Raw genomic sequence first — 17,390 nt, forward strand, 5'->3', positions numbered from 1 at the left:
GCGCAGAGAGTCGGGCCAATCGCGGGCATCTGGTGCCGAAATTGCCCCGCGCGGCGCCGAAAACGCGCCCGAGGCCGTGCGGAGTGGAGAGGGATATGGCGTGCCCCAGCACGGATTCGAACCGCGGACCTTCGCTTTACAAGAGCGCTGCTCTGGCCAACTGAGCTACTAGGGCTACGCGCGGATAATCTAGTCGACCGCCCGGCAAAGGACAATAGCGCGCGTCGGGGCGGCGGGTCTGGATGCGGGGCCACCGCCACCCTTCCCGCAAGCCCGCGCGGCACCTATATTGTCGCCATGCCGATGCCATGGGCCTACCGACACGCCAGCAAGGACTGGCAGGCTTTCCTCGCCGATGCGAAGGACGGCCTCGGGCTGGAAAGCGACAACATGGCCTACACCGCCGTGCAGGGTGTGCTGCTCGCCTTCCGCCGCCGGCTTGGCCCGCGCGAGGTGATGGCCTTCGCCGACGTGCTGCCGGCCGTGCTGCGCGCGCTGTTCGTCGCGGGCTGGGATCCCGAGGCCGAGGCGGAACCCTGGGCCGCACGCGACGCGCTCGAAGCGGAAGCGGGGGCGCTACGGCCGCACCATAACCTCACGCCGGACGCGCCGATCGCCGCCGTCGCCCGCGCCCTGCGCCGCGCCGTGCGCCAGCCCGATCTCGACCGCGTGCTGGCCGCGATCGGCCCCGAGGCGCAGGCGTTCTGGCAAGTCGAGGCCGCCGCCGCCGACCTCGCCCGGCGCATCGTCTGAGCGGGCGCGCGATGGCCCGCCTCGCCTTCCTCGCGCTTGGCTGGGGTGCGCTGGCACTCGGGCTGATCGGCGTGGCGCTGCCCGGCCTGCCCACGACCCCGTTCCTGCTCGTCGCCGCCTTCGGCTTCGGCAAGTCTTCGCCGCGGCTGCGGGCCTGGCTCGAAGGGCATCCGCGCTTCGGCCCGCCGATCCGCGACTGGGCCGAACGCGGCGCGATCTCGCGGCGCAACAAGCTGCGCGCTGCCGTGGCGATCGCCGCGGTGGTGGCGCTGAGCCTCGCGCTCGGCGTGCCGGGCTGGGTGCTGGCCCTGCAGGTCGCCGGGGTGACGGTTGGCCTCGCCTTCGTCCTGACCCGCCCAAGCTGACCCGGTCCGGACGTCGGCAAAAAGCGCGCGATATGTCGCTTTCGGGCTTGCCCCGGCGCGGGCCTCGGCCATCCTGCGCGGGCAACAAGGGAGCGCGCGCATGTTTCTGTCCGTTTTCGACATGTTCAAGATCGGCATCGGCCCGTCGTCGTCGCACACGATGGGGCCGATGGTGGCGGCCGGGCGCTTTCTCGACAAGCTGCGCGCGACCGGGTTCACCGCGCATGGCCTGCGCGCCCGGCTCCACGGCTCGCTCGCCCATACCGGCGTCGGCCACGCCACCGACCGCGCGGTGATCCTCGGGCTCGCCGGGTTCCTGCCGGAAAGCTACGACGCAGAGGCGGCCGAGGCGGCGCTGGCCGAAATCACCGCCAGCGGCCACGTCGCCCCGCAAGGCCTTGCCAACCTCGCTTTTGACCCCGCCCGCGATCTCGTCTTCGACAAGGGCGCGCCGCTGCCGGGCCATCCCAACGGCCTCGTGCTGATGGCCACCGACGCGCAGGGCGACGTGATCGTGCAGGAGACCTATTATTCGATCGGCGGCGGCTTCGTGGTGACCGAGGCCGAGCAGGCCGCCGAGCCGGCGCTCGACCGGGCCGACGCCAAGACCCACCCCTACCCGTTTGAAACCGCCGCCGAGATGCTGGCAATGGCGCGCGACAGCGGCAAGACCATCGCCGAGATGAAGCGCGAAAACGAACGCGTGCACCGGCGCGAGGCCGAGATTTCCGATGGCATCGAGAAGGTCTGGTCGGTGATGACCGAATGCATCGACCGGGGGCTGTCGCACGAGGGTGTCCTGCCCGGCGGCCTCGGGGTGAAGCGGCGCGCGGCGGCGATCCATGCCCGACTGAAGGAAGAGGCCGGGCTCAACCTCGCCCAGCCGCATATCGCCAACGAGTGGATGTCGGTCTACGCCATGGCGGTGAACGAGGAAAACGCCGCCGGCGGGCGGGTGGTGACCGCGCCCACCAACGGGGCGGCCGGGGTGATGCCGGCGGTGATCCGCTACTGGCTCGACCACATGCCCGGCGCGACCCGCGCCCGGTTGCCCGAGTTCCTGCTCACCTCCGCCGCCATCGGCGGGCTGATCAAGCACAACGCCTCGATCTCGGGGGCGGAAGCGGGCTGCCAGGCCGAGGTCGGCTCCGCCGCCGCGATGGCCGCCGCCGGGCTGGCGGCGGTAATGGGCGGCAGCCCCGAGCAGATCGAGAACGCCGCCGAGATCGCGCTGGAACACCACCTCGGGATGACCTGCGACCCGGTGCGCGGCCTCGTGCAGGTGCCCTGCATCGAGCGCAACGGGCTCGGCGCGATCAAGGCAGTCTCCGCCGCGGCGCTGGCGATGCGCGGCGACGGCTCGCATTTCGTGCCGCTCGACAACTGCATCCGCGCGATGTTCGAAACCGGGCGCGACATGAGCGAGAAATACAAGGAGACCGCGCTCGGCGGCCTCGCCGTCAACGTGCCGAACTGCTGAGCGCCGCGATCGCCGCGGCGAGGCTCGCGCGCGGCAGGATGACGAGCAGCCCCGCACCCTCCGGCGCGATCTCGACCGGCCCGGAACGCGCCCGGTTCGAGGTGCCCACCCGCGCCCAGGGCGCAAGCCGAAGCCGCTCGAGTTCCCATTCGAGGCCGCTCGTGCTCACCACCACCTCGGCCATCGGAAACAGCGACACCCGGCCGCCCGGCGCCAGATCGAGCCGCAGCGGGCGGGGGGCGTGAAAGCAGATGTCGTGACCGCCGACGAGGATACAGGGCCGGTCGGGATGACGCACCAGCGCGTTGTAGCAGGCCAGTTCATGATCGAGCCGCCGCCCGGTGAACCCCGCGCCCAGCACCAGCGGCGCCGCGATGGTGCGCAGCGCCTTGTCGAAATCGGTGCTGTCCTGCTCGGTGATCTCGTGCAGCGTGGCGGGATCGAGCCGGGCGCGGGTGGCGTCCGCGATGCTGTCCATGTCGCCGACGACGCGGTCCGGGGTCAGCCCGAGGGCCAGCGCCCGCGCCGCCGCGCCGTCGCAAACGACGAGATTCGGCGCCAGCGTCAAGAGTTCGGAAACGGTCTCGGGCGTAAGCTCGCCTCCGCCGAGGAGCGTGACCATTTCCAAAAAGGGTGCAAATCTGCCTGTCATATGCCTATATGTTTCCGTCTGCGAAACTAACCATAATCCCGCCGCGAAAAAATACCGCCATTTTCGCGGAATTGTGCAATTCTCACGGGGGGATCGTGGTAAATCTACTCTTGCTGGATCGGGGGAGAAAGCGACGAGTTCATGGTGAGCACGAGCAGGATTCTCACTGTTTCCTACGGCACTTTCAGCTGTACGCTGGAAGGGTTCGACGACCCGTTTTCGACGATGAAGTCGATTGCGGAGTATTTTCGCGACCTTGCCGCGGATGACAGGTACTTCGGGGCCGAGCCCCCGACGCCGGATGCGGAAATGCTGCACCGCATCGCCGAGCGCGAGGTCCGCAAGCGGGTCGAGGCGCGAATCAGCGACAATGGCGTGGTGCTGCGCCAGGCCGAAGGCACCGAAGAGGATGCACCCGGCCTGATCGCGTCGGACCGTGCCGAACGCGCGGCCGGGGACCGGGCCGAGGCGGACGCCGAACGCGCAGCGCAGGCCGAGGCGGAACAGGCCGAACGCGAGGCCGAGGCCGCGCGCGTGGCGGAAGCCGAAGCCGAAGCCGAACGCGCCGCACAGGCCGAACGCGCCGCGCAAGCCGAACAGGCGGAACGCGAAGCCGAAGCAGAACGCGAGGCCGAGGCCGCCCGGGTGGCGCAGACCGAAGCGGAAGCCGAACGCGAGGCCGCGATGGAGCAGGCGAACACCGCGCGCCGCGCCGCAGAAGCGGAGGCCGCGCGCGCCTCCGAGGCGGACGATTCGCGCGAAGCCGCCGAAGCGGAAGATGCCGCGCGCCGCGCAGCCGTCGAGCGGGCACGGCGTGAAGCGTCGACCGAGACCGCGCCGCGCGCCGTGGCCGACAGCGGCGATACCGCCGGGATCTCCGCCGCCGACAAGCTCCTGCGTATCCGCGCCGTCGTAGAGGGCGCCCGCGCGATCCCCGGCGATTATCTCGAGGACGAACACGCCGACACCTTTTTCGCCGAGGTCCCACTAGAGACCGATTACGACGCGCTGCTCGAAGATGGGTTCGAGGGCGAGGCCGGGGCCGAGATGCCCACGGTTACCGAAGCGGCCGAGGCCGGGCCGGAGGTCGCACCGCAGACCGTTACCGCCAGCTTCGACGCCGACGAAGCCGCGATCAGCGCGGTGATCGGCTCGCTGGCGCAGCATCCGCCGGTGATGGAAGAGCCGACGGCCGTGGACGCGCCCGAGGCGGATGCCCAGCCGGAGGCGGCAGACAGCGATCAGCCCGACGCGCAAGCCGAAGCGGCGCGCGTTCTGGCGGCGTTGAAACAGGCGCCGGCGGCGGAACCGCAGGCACAAGCCGAGGCGGAGCCCGCGGCCGAGGCCGAGGCAGAAACCTCGCCCGAGCAGGGCCGCCGCCCGGTGGCACGGGTGGTCAAGGTGCGGCGTGCGGCGGTTGCCGAAGACACCGCGCCTGACATGGCGGACGACGACGCCGAGGAAGAACCCGGCGCGGCGTTCGACGACGACACGGTCGAGGCGTTCGATATCCCCGGCGAAAGCACGCTGTCGGAGGAGGAGGAGGCCGAGCTTGCCGCCGAACTCGCCGAGGTCGAGCGCGAGGCCCGCGAAGCCGCCGACGCGGAGCAGGCGGGCGCCACGCCGCTCGCCGTTGTCCCCGAGGAGGCCCCCGCAGACCGCATCCGCGCGCGCAAGGAGCCGAGCAAGACCGCCTTCGACGATCATGACTTCAGCGAAACCGACTTCGCGATCGACCGTATCCTGGAGAAGACCAATACCCAGCTCGAAAGCGGCGAAGCCTCGCGCCGGCATTCCGCGATCCGCCACCTCAAGGCCGCGGTGCAGGCCACCCGCGCCGATCGCGCCGCCGAAACGCCGCCCGCCGACGAGGATGATCCGCGCGACGCCTACCGCGCCGATCTCGAACGCGTGGTGCGCCCGCGCCGGCCCGACGCCGCGGGCGACGGTGATCGCCCGCAGCGCCGTCTCGCGCCGCTCGTGCTGGTGTCCGAGCAGCGGATCGACACGCCGAAGCCGGAAGCCAACGGCGCGCCGGTGTCACAGTCGGCCGCCCCGGTACGCCCGCGCCGAGTGACAAAGGGCAACGTCGCCGTGGCGCGGGCCCTGCATGCCGTCGCGCAGGACAACTTCGAGGCAGAGGATGAAGACCAGCAGCAAGACCGCTACGCTGCGCCGACGGAACCGCACGCGGACCTGCCGCCCGTCTCCTCCGCCGCAGAAGGGGCATCTGCCGAGGTCAAAGGCGAGACGGACCGTGACGCGCTCACCAGCGGGTTCGCCGCCTACCTCGACCATGAAGACGTGACCGGCCCCGAGGGAATCGTCGAGGCCGCCATCGCCTTCATGACCCAGGAAGTCGGACTGGCAACCGTTACCCGGCCCGAAGTGGTATCGCTGGTGATCGAAACCGAACCGACCCTGGACCGGAAAGACGTGCTGGCCACATTGAGCCCGCTGGTTGCAAGTGGCCGGATCGAGCGCCCACGGCGCGGCGTGTTCGTGCTTGGCGAGAGCAGCCGGTTTTACGACGCCGATTGCTGAGTGCCGCCCCCGAAACCAAAAGGCGGAGTGACCCCGGTCACTCCGCCTTGTCGTTTTCGTCCGGGTCGGGCCGCGCGACGCCGAGGAACAGCTTTCGCAGCGGCAGCATCCACAGGAACCCGAGTCCGACGTAGATCGCCAGTTCAACGAGGATCGAGGGCCGGGTCTCGAACAGGCCGACAAGAGTGACCGCCACCACGATGTAGAGCGGCAGGCCGATCACCAGCACGGCGATGGCGAGGCGTTTGCGGGCTTTGAAGGTCATGCGCTCAATCCGCGAAAGGATCGGTGACGAGGATAGTATCTTCGCGCTCGGGGCTGGTCGAAAGCAACGCCACCGGGCAGCCGATCAGTTCCTCGACGCGGCGCACGTACTTGATCGCCTCCGCCGGAAGTTCGGCCCATGAGCGCGCACCCTCGGTCGACTGGTTCCAGCCTTCGAGCGTTTCGTAGACCGGGCGCACCCGGGCCTGCTGGTCCGCCGCCGTCGGCAGGTAATCGAGCACCGCGCCGTCAAGCTCGTAGCCGGTGCAGATCTTCAGCGTCTCGAAACCGTCGAGCACGTCGAGCTTGGTGAGCGCGATGCCGTTCACCCCCGAGGTGAGGCAGGTCTGGCGCACCAGCACCGCGTCGAACCAGCCGCAGCGTCGCTGGCGCCCGGTCACGGTGCCGAACTCGCGGCCGCGCTCGCCGAGCCGCTGGCCGTCGTCGTCGAACAACTCGGTCGGGAACGGGCCCTCGCCAACGCGGGTGGTGTAGGCCTTCACGATCCCCAGCACGAAGTCGATCGCGCCGGGGCCGATGCCGGTGCCGGTGGCGGCCTGCCCGGCGATCACGTTGGAGGAGGTGACGAAGGGATAGGTGCCGAAGTCGATATCGAGCAGCGCGCCCTGTGCGCCCTCGAACAGGATGCGCTTGCCGGCACGGCGCTGCTCGTTGAGCACTTTCCAGACCGGCTGGGCGTATTGCAGGATCTCGGGCGCGATCTCGTTCAGCGAGGCGATCAGCGCGGCCTTGTCGATGGCGTCGAGGCCGAGGCCCGCGCGCAGCGCGTTGTGATGCACCAGCGCCCGGTCGACCCGCAATTCCAGCGTTGCCGGGTCGGCGAGATCGGCGACACGGATCACCCGGCGGCCGACCTTGTCTTCGTAGGCCGGGCCGATGCCGCGCCCGGTGGTGCCGATCTTGGCCACGCTCGCCTGCGCCTCGCGGGCGCGGTCGAGCTCGCCGTGATAGGGCAGGATCAGCGGCGTGTTCTCGGCGATCATCAGGGTTTCGGGGCTGATCTCCACGCCCTGCTTGCGGATCGCCGCGATCTCGGCCACCAGGTGCCAGGGATCGAGCACCACGCCGTTGCCGATCACCGAGAGCTTGCCGCCGCGCACCACGCCCGAGGGCAGCGCGTTGAGCTTGAACACTTCGCCGTCGATCACCAGCGTGTGGCCGGCGTTGTGACCGCCCTGGAAGCGGCAGACAACGTCGGCGCGCTCGCTGAGCCAGTCCACCAGCTTGCCCTTTCCCTCGTCGCCCCACTGGGCGCCCACGACGACAACGTTGGCCATTCGATCCTCCGGGTAATGAACCGCGCAGAGCTATAGCGAAGCCGCCCCGCGGGTGAAACCGAAATCTCCAACCTGGCCCCTCCCCCGGTTTTGGGTTGCGACGCCGGGGCGAACCTCCTAGATACGCGCAGCAAGACCGAAACCCGGGGCCCCCATGGAAAACGTCCTTCTCGTCATCCTTCTGATCCTCGCGCTCGCGCTCATCGCGGTCGTGCTGATGCAACGCTCCGAGGGCGGCGGCCTTGGCATCGGCGGCGGCGGCGGCGGCGGCGGCGTGATGAGCGCACGCGGCGCAGCCACGGCGCTGGGCAAGCTCACATGGGTGCTCGGCATCGGTTTGCTCGCGATCTCGCTGGCGATGACCATCGTCTCGGCGCAAAAGTCGGCCGATTCCTCGGTGATCGACCGCGTCGGCGAAGAGGCGACCGAAACCGCGCCGGTTCCGGCGCCGGCCGCGCCGGACGTGACCGACATGATGCCGCCGGCAACGGGTGACGCGCCGGTCGCGCCGCCGCGCGCGGATTGAGGCCGGACAGGCCATGACAACCGGGCGGCGTTCCGCCCGGGCGGGGTAATAGCCCCCGCCACCAACCACAACACATTGATGGTGCGAGAAAAATAGCCTCATCATGTAGCGTCTCGGTTGCGCGGGGGCCGGGAATCGTCTATCCATTGACTCCCGTGATGGAGCGATTTCCGCGGGCATGGTTCGCTGTGGAAATCGCTCCCAATTCAAAACGGAAATCACGGGGGCAGCCGCGCACATGGCACGATACATCTTCATCACCGGCGGCGTGGTTTCCTCGCTCGGCAAGGGCCTGACCTCCGCCGCGCTCGGCGCGCTGTTGCAGGCGCGCGGCTTCACGGTGCGGCTGCGCAAGCTCGACCCCTATCTCAACGTCGATCCCGGCACGATGAGCCCGTTCGAGCATGGCGAGGTGTTCGTCACCGACGATGGCGCCGAAACCGATCTCGACCTTGGCCATTACGAACGCTTCACCGGCGTCGCGGCGCGGGCGACCGACTCGGTCTCGTCGGGCCGGATCTACACCAACGTGCTCGAGAAGGAGCGCCGCGGCGATTACCTCGGCAAGACGATCCAGGTGATTCCGCACGTCACCAACGAGATCAAGGACTGGATCGCCATCGGCGACGACGAGGTCGATTTCATGCTCTGCGAGATCGGCGGCACGGTGGGCGACATCGAGGCGCTGCCGTTCTTCGAGGCGATCCGCCAGTTCGCGCAGGAGCGCGAGCGCGACCAATGCATCTTCATGCACCTGACGCTGGTGCCCTACGTCACCGCCGCCGGCGAGCTGAAGACCAAGCCGACCCAGCACAGCGTCAAGGAGCTGCGCTCGATCGGCATCGCCCCCGACGTGCTGGTGACGCGGGCCGAGCACCCGATCCCCGACAAGGAGCGCGAGAAGATCGCGCTGTTCTGCAACGTCCGCAAGGAAGCGGTGATCCCGGGCTATGATCTGAAGTCGATCTACGAGGCGCCGATGGCCTACCACGGCGTCGGTCTCGACCAGGCCGTGCTCGACGCCTTCCGGATCAGCCCGGCGCCGAAGCCCGAGCTTTCGCGCTGGCAGGACGTGGAAGACCGCATCAACCACGCCGAGGGCGAGGTGCGGGTGGCGATCGTGGGCAAGTACGTTCAGCTCGAAGACGCCTACAAGTCGATCAAGGAGGCGCTCACCCATGGCGGCATGGCGAACCGCACCAAGGTGATCTCCGAGTGGATCGACGCCGAGATCTTCGAAAAGGAAGACCCGGCCCCCTACCTCGAAGGCTATCACGCCATCCTCGTGCCGGGCGGCTTCGGCGAGCGCGGCACCGAGGGCAAGATCCGCGCCGCGCAGTTCGCGCGCGAGCGCAAGATCCCCTATCTCGGCATCTGCCTCGGCATGCAGATGGCGGTGATCGAGGCGGCGCGCAACACGCTTGGCATCACCAACGCCGGCTCGGAGGAGTTCGACCACGAGGCGGGCGAGAAGCGCTTCACGCCGGTCGTGTATCACCTCAAGGAATGGGTGCAGGGCAACTACAAGGTGAAGCGCAAGGTTTCCGATGACAAGGGCGGCACGATGCGCCTCGGGGCCTATACCGCCACGCTCAAACCCGGCTCGAAAGTGGCCGGGATCTACGGCAAGACCGAGATCGAGGAACGCCACCGCCACCGCTACGAGGTCGACATCAAGTATCGCGACGAGCTGGAGGCCAAGGGGCTGACCTTCTCCGGCCTCTCGCCCGACGGGCGGCTGCCCGAGATCGTCGAATGGACCGATCACCCGTGGTTCATCGGCGTGCAGTTCCATCCCGAGCTGAAATCCAAGCCCTTCGCCCCCGCGCCGCTGTTCGCCGATTTCGTCCGCGCGGCGATGGAGGTGGAGCGGCTGGTGTGATCCGCGCGCTGGCCGTGACGCTGGCCTGCGCGCAGGCGGCGGCGGCCGGGCCGGTGGCGCAGGTCGATCCCGAGAGCCTTGCGCTTGCCGGGCGGATGGATTTCGAGGCCCTCCCCCTTCTGCCCGAACCGGGGCTGGCGCATGACGCGCCGCTCACCGCGCCGGGGCTGGCGCTTGGCGCGCGGTTCGCCGGCCAGGCCGTCACCGGCGCGCCACATGACCGGCTGGAGGGCGCGCCGCGCGGCCCGCTCGCCCTGGCCGCCATTGCGCCCGGACAGGGGCTCGCCACCGCCTGGCATGCCGGTTTCGGCTCGACCGCGCTGTTTCCTCTCGGCCCGGCCGGCTTTCCCGTGATCGAAGCCCGCGGCGAGGGGGCGGTGGCGCTGCTGTTCGAGGCCGACGTGCGCGCCCTCGCGCTGAAGATCCACGCCGATTACGCCGATCCGCTCGGCACCCGCCCGCCCCCCGGCACCGCCACGCTTACCTTCCACGACCGCGCCGGCGGCCTCATCGACCGCCACCATGTCGGCCTTGCCCACGGCGTGCTCGCGCTGGGTTTCGCCAGCACCGGGCCGGGCTTCGCCGGGGTGACGATCACCAACGACGACCCCGGCGGCATCGCCATCGACGATATCCGCTACCCTTTGCCCGACCTCAACGGCTGACCACTGGACGCACCGCGCCCTCGGGGTTAGCCTCGGCGCGACGCGTGAAGGGAGCGCCCATGTTTACCGATTTCCTGAAACGATTGCGGGGCATCAGGCCCGAAGCGCCGCTGCCGCCGCTCGACGCCCGGCTGGCCTCCGGCGCGCTGCTGGTGCGCATCGCCAAGGCCGATTCGCAATACGTGTTCGAGGAGATCGCCGAGATCGACCGGATCCTCGCCCGCGCGCACGGGTTGAAGCCGGTGGAGGCGGCCAAGCTGCGCGCCACCTGCGAGAAGCTCGAAGCCCAGGCCCCGGCGACCGAGACCTTCACCACGATGGTGCAGAACGGCGTGGCCTACGAAACCCGCGCCGAGCTGATAGAGGCCTTGCGCCAGGTCGCGGTGGCCGACAGGGCGCTGAAGCCGGAGGAGGAGGCCCTGCTCGCCGAGGTCGCCGACGCGTTTGGAATCGCGCCCGAGGATCGGGCCACGTCTGCAGGGGAGGCTTGAGCATGGCGGCGAAGGGATACTGGATCGGCCGGGTGGATGTGCAGGACGACGCCGGCTACCGCGCCTATATCGAGGCGAACGCCGAGCCGTTCGCCCGCTTCGGCGCGCGCTTTCTGATCCGCGGCGGGGCCTTCGAGACGGTCGAGGGCGAAGCCCGGTCGCGCAACGTGGTGATCGAGTTTCCCAGCATCGAGGCCGCGCGCGCCTGCTATCACAGCCCCGAATACCAGGCCGCCAAGGCGCTGCGGGAGCCGGTGTCGGTCGGCGATATCATCATCATCGAGGGCTATGAAGGGCCGCAGCCGGGCGATTGACACGCAGCCGTGATTGGCACACCGCGACGCCCGCGCTATATCGGGGTCATGATTGACCGTCTCATCAAATCGCTCTTCGCTGCCGAGCCCCAAGAGCTCGCGGAAGAAGATTCCCGCCTCGCCCTCACTGCCCTTCTGGTGCGGCTGGCCCGCTCCGACCATGATTACGACGACGCCGAGATCAACCAGATCGAGTCGATCATCGCCGCGCGCTATCATCTCGGCCAGGCCGAGGCGACCGCATTGCGCCACGAGGCCGAGGCGCTGGAGGCCGAGGCGCCCGACACCGTGCGCTTCACCCAGGCGATCAAGCAGGCCGTGCCCTACGAAGACCGCCGCCGGGTGGTGGAAAATGCCTGGGCGGTGGTTCTGGCCGATGGCGTGCGGGCCGACGAGGAGGTCGCGCTGATGCGGATGGTGGCCAGTTTCCTCGGCGTCAGCGACCGCGATTCGAACATCGCGCGGCTGCAAGCGGCGAAATCCTGAGCACGCCGCCCAGACGATGCGCGCCCGGGCGAGAAAATCCCCGCAGCGGCCCTGACGCCACGGCAACCAAACGGTAAAAATCGTTGCATCAAGAGGCGTTTTGCGCCCTACTCGGTCCCCGGAACAACCGATGGCCGAGACCTTGAAAGACATCGAACACCCCGTCATCGAGATCCGTGGCCTGCACAAGGCCTATGGCGATCTCGAGGTGCTCAAGGGCGTCGACCTGGTGGCGCCGCGCGGCCACGTGGTGGCCCTGATCGGCTCGTCGGGTTCGGGCAAATCCACCCTGCTGCGCTGTGCCAACCTGCTCGAAGACAGCCAGCAGGGCGATATTTTCTTCGAGGGCGAGCCGATCCGCTGGCGCGGCGAGGGCCACGCCCGGTATCCCGCCGACCGCGCGCAGGTGACCCGCATCCGCACCAACCTTTCGATGGTGTTCCAGCAGTTCAACCTGTGGTCGCACATGACGATTCTCGAAAACGTCATGGAAGCGCCGCTGCACGTGCTCAAGCGCGAGCGCGCCGAGGTCGAGAAGGCCGCGCAGGCCTATCTCGACAAGGTCGGCATCGGAGACAAGGCCGGGGTCTGGCCGGCGCAGCTTTCGGGCGGCCAGCAGCAGCGCGCGGCGATCGCCCGCGCTTTGTGCATGGAGCCGCGCGCGCTTCTGTTCGACGAACCCACCTCCGCGCTCGATCCCGAGTTGGAACAGGAGGTGATCCGGGTGATCAAGGACCTCGCCGCCGAGGGCCGCACCATGATCATCGTGACCCACGACATGCGGCTCGCGGCCGATGTGGCGGATCACGTGATCTTCCTGCATCTGGGGAAGATCGAAGAGGAAGGCCCCCCCGAGGCGGTCTTCAACAACCCGCAAACCGAGCGACTGCGGCAGTTCCTGTCGCACACCGCACCGGCTTGAACCACTGGCAACAGGGAGAAAACCAATGAACAAACTGATCCTCACCGCCGCATCGCTGGCACTCGTGGCGAGCACCGCGATGGCGCAGGATGTCGTGCGCATGGGCACCGAGGGCGCCTACCCTCCGTGGAACTACCTCGATGACGACGGCAACATCGCCGGCTTCGAGCGCGATCTGGGCGACGAGCTCTGCGCCCGCGCCGAGCTGACCTGCGAATGGGTGGTGAACGATTGGGATTCGATCATTCCCAACCTCGTTTCGGGCAACTACGACACCATCATCGCCGGCATGTCGATCACGCCGGAACGCGCCGAAGTGATCGCCTTCACCCAGGAATACACGCCGCCGGATCCCTCGGCCTATATCGCCCTGACGGACGATGTCGACCTTGCCGGCGGTGTTGTCGCCGCCCAGACCGGCACGATCCAGGCCGCCTTCGTGGCCGACCAGGGCTGGACGCTGGTGGAATTCGCGACGCCGGAAGAAACTATCTCGGCGGTGCGCAGCGGCGAGGCCGACGCGGTGCTGGCCGACAAGTCCTACCTCGAGCCGATCGCGGCGGAGGATGACGGTCTGGTGCTGCTCGCGCGCGAAGAGCAGATCGGCGGCGGCGTCGGCATGGGCCTGCGCCAGAGCGACGACGAACTCAGGGAGACCTTCGACGCGGTGATCGGCGAGATGAAATGCGATGGCTCGCTCAACGCCCTGATCGAGAAATGGGACGTCGCCAGCACCTTCGGCGACTGCTGATACGTTCCGGGCGGGGCGCTCCGGCGCCCTGCCCGACACAGCAAGATGTTTGAATTCTGCACCGACCCTGCCTCGCTCGAGGGCCTGAGCTGGCTCGCCTGTTACCTCACGACCGGCAAGCACATGGCCTTCTACGCCTCCTTCGGGACGGTGCTCCTGCTGCTTGCGGTGATCCTGCCGACCTCGCTGCTGTTCGGGTTCGCCGGGGCCTCGGCGGCGCGGTCGCGGTTCTGGCCGCTGTCGATCCTCGGCAAGACCTACTCGGCGATCGTGCGCGGCGTGCCCGACATCGCCTTCTTCCTGTTCTTCGTGATCGCGCTCGACCAGGCCTTCGAATACGTCCGCCACCGCGCGCTCTGCCCCGACTGGAGCGAGCCGGTGCGCCAGGGCAACGATTTCGTCGTCTGCACCGCGGCCAAGCTGCCGCTCTCCACCAGCCCGGCGTGGATGCATGATGCCTATGCGTTTTTCCTTGCCGTGCTCACCTTCGCCATCGTCTACGGCGCCTTTGCGGCGCAGGTGCTCTACGGCGCGATGCGCGCGGTGCCGCGCGCCCAGATCGAAACCGCCGAGGCCTATGGCATGAGCCATGCCCAGGCGTTCTGGCGCATCCTGGTGCCGCAGATGTGGATCTACGCCCTGCCGGGCCTCGGCAACCTGTGGATGATCATGGTCAAGGCCACGCCGCTCCTGTTCCTGCTCGGCATCCAGGACATCGTCTACTGGGCACGCGACCTCGGCGGCACCAAGCAGGCGCGCTTCACCGATTACCCGCACGGCGACTGGCGGATGTATTACTTCGGCGCGCTGCTGGTGTTCTACCTGACCCTCACCTGGGTTTCGGAAAAGGTGCTCGACCGGCTGACGCGCCGGCTCTCTCACGGCCAGGCCACAGCGGCGGGCGAGGCGATGCGGAGGGCGGGCGCATGAGTTGCCTGCAGACCATCGCCGATTACGGCCTGCGCTCGATCGGGATCGGCGAGCGCCTGCTGCCGCGCTCGGATTTCACCCTCTGCCAGCAGTTCACCCTGATCGGCTCGGGGATGATCTGGAACATATATTTCGGCGTGATGGCGCTGGCGGCGGGGTTTTTCCTCGCCACCGTGCTCGCGCTCGGCAAGGGCTCGCGGCACCGGATCGCGCGCAAGCCGGCGGAATGGTTCATCTTCATCTTCCGCGGCTCGCCGCTCTTCATCCAGTTCTTCTTCGCCTATTTCACCTTCCTGTCGCTGAAGGGCGTGAGCCCGGTGTTCGACCCGTTCACCGCCGCCTGGCTCGGCGCGCTGATCGTGCTGTTCTTCAACACCTCCGCCTATACCGGCGAGATCTTTCACGGCGCGCTGAAGTCGATCCCCAAGGGCGATCTCGAGGCCGCCGACGCCTACGGCCTCTCGGGCTGGGCGCGGTTCCGGCGGATCACCTTCCCCACGATGCTGCGCCTCGCCTGGCCCGCCTATACCAACGAGGCGATCTTCCTGTTCCACGCCACCACGCTGGTGTTCTTCTCCGGCTTCCCGGCATGGCAGCAGCGCGGCGACGCGCTCTATTACGCCAAGTTCTTCGCCGACAAGACCTTCAATCCCTTCGTCCCCTACCCGATCCTCGCCTTCTACTTCATCCTGCTCACGCTGGCGGTGATCGCACTCTACGGCTTCGCCAACCGATACCTCAACCGCCACCTGCCGCAGGAGGCGCGCCGGCGGTTGCGTATCCGACTCAACCTGATCCGCTGAGGTTTCGGCCGGGCTGCGCCCGGCCGACCGACGCGGGGGCTCTGCCCCCGCACCCCCGAGGTATTTGGGCCAGGATGAAGAGCAAACAGCCCCCCTTGCCGGTCTTTCCGGGCTCGGCTAGTCTGCACGCGAAATTTGATCAAATTGGTGCATCATGCGGATCGGCATCCTTCAGCCCGGCCACGCCCCCGACGAAGTTCGCGGCGACCTGGGCGACTATGCAGACATGTTCGAGCGGCTGCTCGCGGGCCAGGATTTCAGCTTCAGGCGCTGGGACGTGGTCGACAATATCTTCCCCGAAGGCCCGGACGAGGCCGATGCCTGGCTCATCACCGGCTCGCGCCACGGCGTGTACGAGCCTCACCCCTGGCTGCCACGCCTCGAAGAGCTGGTGCGCGAGATCGTGGCCTCGGGCAAGCCGCTGGTCGGGGTCTGCTTCGGCCACCAGGTGATCGCCCAGGCGCTCGGTGGCAAGGTCGAGAAATTCGCGGGCGGCTGGGCCGTGGGGCCGCAGGACTATGATTTCGGCGACGCCCGGCTCGCGCTCAACGCCTGGCACCAGGACCAGGTGGTCGAGCTTCCGCCGGGCGCGCAGGTGATCGCCTCGAACGACTTCTGCCGCTACGCCGCGCTGGTGATCGGGGAGAACGTGCTCACGATCCAGCCGCACCCGGAGTTCACCGCCGAGATGATCGCCGGGCTGATCGACCACCGCGCCGCCAAGGTGCCCGAGGCCCTCGTCGCCAAGGCGCGCGCGGACCTCGGCAGCAAGACCGACAACGCCGAACTTGGCCGCCGGATGGCCGATTTCCTGCGAAAAGGAGCCAAGTGATGGCCAAGACTGACTGGACCGACGCCCTGCCCGAAGCCGCCCGGGCCTATCTCGAGGGCAAGCGGCTCGACGAGGTGGAATGCGTGATCTCGGATTTCCCCGGCATCGCCCGGGGCAAGGCGGTGCCGGCCGCGAAGTTCGCCCGGCAATCCTCCTTCCACCTGCCCGAATCGATCTTCTTCCAGACCATCACCGGTGACTGGTCGGACGACGCCGCCGAAGAGGGCTTCGTCGAGCGCGACATGATCCTCAAGCCCGACATGGAAACCGCCACCGCCGCGCCCTGGACGGCGGACTGGACGCTGCAGGTGATCCACGACGCCTACGACCGCAGCGGCGCGCCGATCCCGCTCGCCCCGCGCAACGTGCTCAAGCGGATCGTGGCGCTCTACCACGCGCAGGGCTGGGAGCCGGTGGTGGCGCCGGAGATGGAATTCTACCTCGTCGCCCGCAACATCGACCCGGCCAAGCAGATCGAGCCGATGATGGGCCGCTCGGGCCGCCCGGCAGCCGCGCGCCAGGCCTATTCGCTCACCGCGGTGGACGAGTTCGGCCCGGTGATCGACGACATCTACGATTTCGCCGAGGCCCAGGGCTTCGAGATCGACGGCATCACCCAGGAAGGCGGCGCCGGCCAGCTCGAGATCAACCTGCGCCACGGCGACCCGGTGAAGCTCGCCGACGAGGTGTTCTACTTCAAGCGGCTGATCCGCGAGGCGGCGCTGCGCCACGATTGCTTCGCCACCTTCATGGCCAAACCGATCGGCGACGAGCCCGGGTCGGCGATGCACATCCACCACTCGATCATCGACACCCAGACCGGGCACAACATCTTCTCCGGCCCCCAGGGCGGCGATACCGATGCCTTCTTCCACTTCATCGGCGGGCTGCAATACCACCTGCCCTCGGTGATCGCCCTGCTCGCGCCTTACGTGAACTCCTACCGGCGCTACGTGCGCGACTACGCCGCGCCGATCAACCTCGAATGGGGCCGCGACAACCGCACCACCGGCATTCGCATCCCGCTTTCGGGGCCGGAAAGCCGCCGGATCGAGAACCGGCTCGCCGGGATGGACGCCAACCCCTACCTCGCGATCGCGGCGAGCCTTGCCGCCGGCTATCTCGGGCTGATCGAGGAGCGCCGCCCCGAGCCGCAGTTCCGCGGCGACGCCTATGACAGCGACGAGGGCATCCCCCGCGATCTTGCCGCGGCGCTCGACGTGCTCGAAGGCGCCAGCGCGATGACGGAGTTGCTCAGCCCCGAATTCGTTCATGTCTACACCGCGATCAAGCGCGCGGAACATGCCGAATTTCTCGGTGTCATCAGCCCGTGGGAACGCGAGCATCTGCTGCTCAACGTCTGACTGTTACAAAACGCTGTCGCGGACGCCACAATCCTGTTACGGTTTTCCCGAAAAAGGAATTCGGAAAA

General features: G+C 68.3%; 19 protein-coding genes and 1 tRNA gene. 16 read left to right on the forward strand and 4 right to left on the reverse strand.

The annotated features are described in order from the left end of the window. Nucleotides 1-101: 101 nt before the first annotated feature. Nucleotides 102-175, reverse strand: a tRNA-Thr gene (locus IEW01_RS14825). Nucleotides 176-297: 122 nt separating this feature from the next. Here IEW01_RS14825 and IEW01_RS14830 point away from each other — a divergent pair. The 3 genes from IEW01_RS14830 to IEW01_RS14840 all read left to right on the forward strand — a co-directional run bounded on the left by IEW01_RS14830 (nucleotide 298) and on the right by IEW01_RS14840 (nucleotide 2,598). Next, nucleotides 298-753 (forward strand): DUF2267 domain-containing protein, encoded by a 456-nt coding sequence (locus IEW01_RS14830; RefSeq protein WP_188529131.1) that lies wholly within the window; start codon nucleotides 298-300, stop codon nucleotides 751-753. Nucleotides 754-764: 11 nt separating this feature from the next. After that, a complete protein-coding gene (locus IEW01_RS14835; RefSeq protein ID WP_188529133.1) occupies nucleotides 765-1,118 on the forward strand; it encodes a YbaN family protein in 354 nt (117 codons plus the stop codon). Between the two features lie 100 nt (nucleotides 1,119-1,218). Further along, nucleotides 1,219-2,598, forward strand: coding sequence for an L-serine ammonia-lyase (locus IEW01_RS14840; RefSeq protein WP_188529135.1), 1,380 nt, complete (start codon nucleotides 1,219-1,221; stop codon nucleotides 2,596-2,598). On the opposite strand, the gene IEW01_RS14845 is transcribed toward IEW01_RS14840, so the two are convergent. Next, nucleotides 2,579-3,220, reverse strand: a complete 642-nt coding sequence (locus IEW01_RS14845; RefSeq protein WP_229738297.1) for a thiamine diphosphokinase — start codon at nucleotides 3,218-3,220, stop codon at nucleotides 2,579-2,581. The two genes, IEW01_RS14840 and IEW01_RS14845, sit on opposite strands and share 20 nt — an antisense overlap. A 171-nt stretch (nucleotides 3,221-3,391) precedes the next feature. On the opposite strand from IEW01_RS14845, the gene IEW01_RS14850 reads away from it, so the two are divergent. Then, entirely contained in the window at nucleotides 3,392-5,794 is a 2,403-nt protein-coding gene (locus IEW01_RS14850) for a hypothetical protein (protein WP_438810828.1), read from the forward strand. Nucleotides 5,795-5,831: 37 nt separating this feature from the next. Here the strand turns inward: IEW01_RS14850 and IEW01_RS14855 are convergent, their stop codons facing one another. Next, entirely contained in the window at nucleotides 5,832-6,059 is a 228-nt protein-coding gene (locus IEW01_RS14855) for a DUF2842 domain-containing protein (protein ID WP_188529141.1), read from the reverse strand. A 4-nt stretch (nucleotides 6,060-6,063) separates the two neighbouring features. Next, nucleotides 6,064-7,356: an adenylosuccinate synthase gene (locus IEW01_RS14860; protein ID WP_188529143.1), complete on the reverse strand. Its 1,293-nt coding sequence runs from the start codon at nucleotides 7,354-7,356 to the stop codon at nucleotides 6,064-6,066. Nucleotides 7,357-7,510: 154 nt separating this feature from the next. Here IEW01_RS14860 and secG point away from each other — a divergent pair, with 154 nt between their 5' ends. The 12 genes from secG to IEW01_RS14920 all read left to right on the forward strand — a co-directional run bounded on the left by secG (nucleotide 7,511) and on the right by IEW01_RS14920 (nucleotide 17,322). Next, on the forward strand, nucleotides 7,511-7,882 hold the full coding sequence (gene secG / locus IEW01_RS14865; RefSeq protein ID WP_188529145.1) for a preprotein translocase subunit SecG: 372 nt from the start codon (nucleotides 7,511-7,513) through the stop codon (nucleotides 7,880-7,882). Nucleotides 7,883-8,120: 238 nt separating this feature from the next. Beyond that, nucleotides 8,121-9,764: a CTP synthase gene (gene pyrG / locus IEW01_RS14870; RefSeq protein WP_188529147.1), complete on the forward strand. Its 1,644-nt coding sequence runs from the start codon at nucleotides 8,121-8,123 to the stop codon at nucleotides 9,762-9,764. Then, nucleotides 9,761-10,429 carry a hypothetical protein gene (locus IEW01_RS14875; RefSeq protein ID WP_188529149.1) on the forward strand — a complete coding sequence of 223 codons (669 nt, stop codon included), beginning with the start codon at nucleotides 9,761-9,763 and terminating at the stop codon, nucleotides 10,427-10,429. The genes pyrG and IEW01_RS14875 overlap by 4 nt, the downstream gene beginning before the upstream one ends. Before the next feature lie 59 nt (nucleotides 10,430-10,488). Beyond that, a complete protein-coding gene (locus IEW01_RS14880; protein WP_188529151.1) occupies nucleotides 10,489-10,920 on the forward strand; it encodes a tellurite resistance TerB family protein in 432 nt (143 codons plus the stop codon). Nucleotides 10,921-10,922: 2 nt separating this feature from the next. Continuing rightward, the gene (locus IEW01_RS14885; RefSeq protein ID WP_188529153.1) at nucleotides 10,923-11,234 is read left to right on the forward strand and encodes a DUF1330 domain-containing protein; all 312 of its coding nucleotides are present in this window, start codon (nucleotides 10,923-10,925) and stop codon (nucleotides 11,232-11,234) included. A 48-nt stretch (nucleotides 11,235-11,282) separates the two neighbouring features. Further along, nucleotides 11,283-11,720: a tellurite resistance TerB family protein gene (locus IEW01_RS14890; protein WP_188529155.1), complete on the forward strand. Its 438-nt coding sequence runs from the start codon at nucleotides 11,283-11,285 to the stop codon at nucleotides 11,718-11,720. 130 nt (nucleotides 11,721-11,850) lie between these two features. Then, nucleotides 11,851-12,642: an ABC transporter ATP-binding protein gene (locus IEW01_RS14895; RefSeq protein ID WP_188529157.1), complete on the forward strand. Its 792-nt coding sequence runs from the start codon at nucleotides 11,851-11,853 to the stop codon at nucleotides 12,640-12,642. A gap of 25 nt (nucleotides 12,643-12,667) precedes the next feature. Then, complete coding sequence (locus tag IEW01_RS14900) at nucleotides 12,668-13,393, forward strand: transporter substrate-binding domain-containing protein (RefSeq protein ID WP_188529159.1); 726 nt, start codon at nucleotides 12,668-12,670, stop codon at nucleotides 13,391-13,393. A gap of 45 nt (nucleotides 13,394-13,438) precedes the next feature. Next, nucleotides 13,439-14,323 carry an ABC transporter permease gene (locus tag IEW01_RS14905; RefSeq protein WP_188529161.1) on the forward strand — a complete coding sequence of 295 codons (885 nt, stop codon included), beginning with the start codon at nucleotides 13,439-13,441 and terminating at the stop codon, nucleotides 14,321-14,323. Continuing rightward, entirely contained in the window at nucleotides 14,320-15,126 is an 807-nt protein-coding gene (locus IEW01_RS14910; RefSeq protein WP_188529163.1) for an ABC transporter permease, read from the forward strand. The genes IEW01_RS14905 and IEW01_RS14910 overlap by 4 nt, the downstream gene beginning before the upstream one ends. Before the next feature lie 154 nt (nucleotides 15,127-15,280). Next, entirely contained in the window at nucleotides 15,281-15,958 is a 678-nt protein-coding gene (locus tag IEW01_RS14915; protein ID WP_188529165.1) for a type 1 glutamine amidotransferase, read from the forward strand. Next, the gene (locus IEW01_RS14920; RefSeq protein ID WP_188529167.1) at nucleotides 15,958-17,322 is read left to right on the forward strand and encodes a glutamine synthetase family protein; all 1,365 of its coding nucleotides are present in this window, start codon (nucleotides 15,958-15,960) and stop codon (nucleotides 17,320-17,322) included. Before IEW01_RS14915 ends, IEW01_RS14920 begins: the two co-directional genes overlap by 1 nt. Nucleotides 17,323-17,390: the final 68 nt, after the last annotated feature.

It is taken from the genome of Sinisalibacter lacisalsi, assembly GCF_014640115.1.
Lineage (GTDB): Bacteria > Pseudomonadota > Alphaproteobacteria > Rhodobacterales > Rhodobacteraceae > Sinisalibacter > Sinisalibacter lacisalsi.

Bases quoted from the DNA above. Each gene is read 5' to 3' on its own strand.
- IEW01_RS14830 (WP_188529131.1), top strand. From the start codon at position 298: ATGCCGATGCCATGGGCCTACCGACACGCCAGCAAGGACTGGCAGGCT.
- IEW01_RS14835 (WP_188529133.1), top strand. From the start codon at position 765: ATGGCCCGCCTCGCCTTCCTCGCGCTTGGCTGGGGTGCGCTGGCACTC.
- IEW01_RS14840 (WP_188529135.1), top strand. From the start codon at position 1,219: ATGTTTCTGTCCGTTTTCGACATGTTCAAGATCGGCATCGGCCCGTCG.
- IEW01_RS14845 (WP_229738297.1), bottom strand. From the start codon at position 3,220: ATGGTCACGCTCCTCGGCGGAGGCGAGCTTACGCCCGAGACCGTTTCC.
- IEW01_RS14850 (WP_438810828.1), top strand. From the start codon at position 3,392: ATGGTGAGCACGAGCAGGATTCTCACTGTTTCCTACGGCACTTTCAGC.
- IEW01_RS14855 (WP_188529141.1), bottom strand. From the start codon at position 6,059: ATGACCTTCAAAGCCCGCAAACGCCTCGCCATCGCCGTGCTGGTGATC.
- IEW01_RS14860 (WP_188529143.1), bottom strand. From the start codon at position 7,356: ATGGCCAACGTTGTCGTCGTGGGCGCCCAGTGGGGCGACGAGGGAAAG.
- secG (WP_188529145.1), top strand. From the start codon at position 7,511: ATGGAAAACGTCCTTCTCGTCATCCTTCTGATCCTCGCGCTCGCGCTC.
- pyrG (WP_188529147.1), top strand. From the start codon at position 8,121: ATGGCACGATACATCTTCATCACCGGCGGCGTGGTTTCCTCGCTCGGC.
- IEW01_RS14880 (WP_188529151.1), top strand. From the start codon at position 10,489: ATGTTTACCGATTTCCTGAAACGATTGCGGGGCATCAGGCCCGAAGCG.
- IEW01_RS14885 (WP_188529153.1), top strand. From the start codon at position 10,923: ATGGCGGCGAAGGGATACTGGATCGGCCGGGTGGATGTGCAGGACGAC.
- IEW01_RS14890 (WP_188529155.1), top strand. From the start codon at position 11,283: ATGATTGACCGTCTCATCAAATCGCTCTTCGCTGCCGAGCCCCAAGAG.
- IEW01_RS14895 (WP_188529157.1), top strand. From the start codon at position 11,851: ATGGCCGAGACCTTGAAAGACATCGAACACCCCGTCATCGAGATCCGT.
- IEW01_RS14900 (WP_188529159.1), top strand. From the start codon at position 12,668: ATGAACAAACTGATCCTCACCGCCGCATCGCTGGCACTCGTGGCGAGC.
- IEW01_RS14905 (WP_188529161.1), top strand. From the start codon at position 13,439: ATGTTTGAATTCTGCACCGACCCTGCCTCGCTCGAGGGCCTGAGCTGG.
- IEW01_RS14910 (WP_188529163.1), top strand. From the start codon at position 14,320: ATGAGTTGCCTGCAGACCATCGCCGATTACGGCCTGCGCTCGATCGGG.
- IEW01_RS14915 (WP_188529165.1), top strand. From the start codon at position 15,281: ATGCGGATCGGCATCCTTCAGCCCGGCCACGCCCCCGACGAAGTTCGC.
- IEW01_RS14920 (WP_188529167.1), top strand. From the start codon at position 15,958: ATGGCCAAGACTGACTGGACCGACGCCCTGCCCGAAGCCGCCCGGGCC.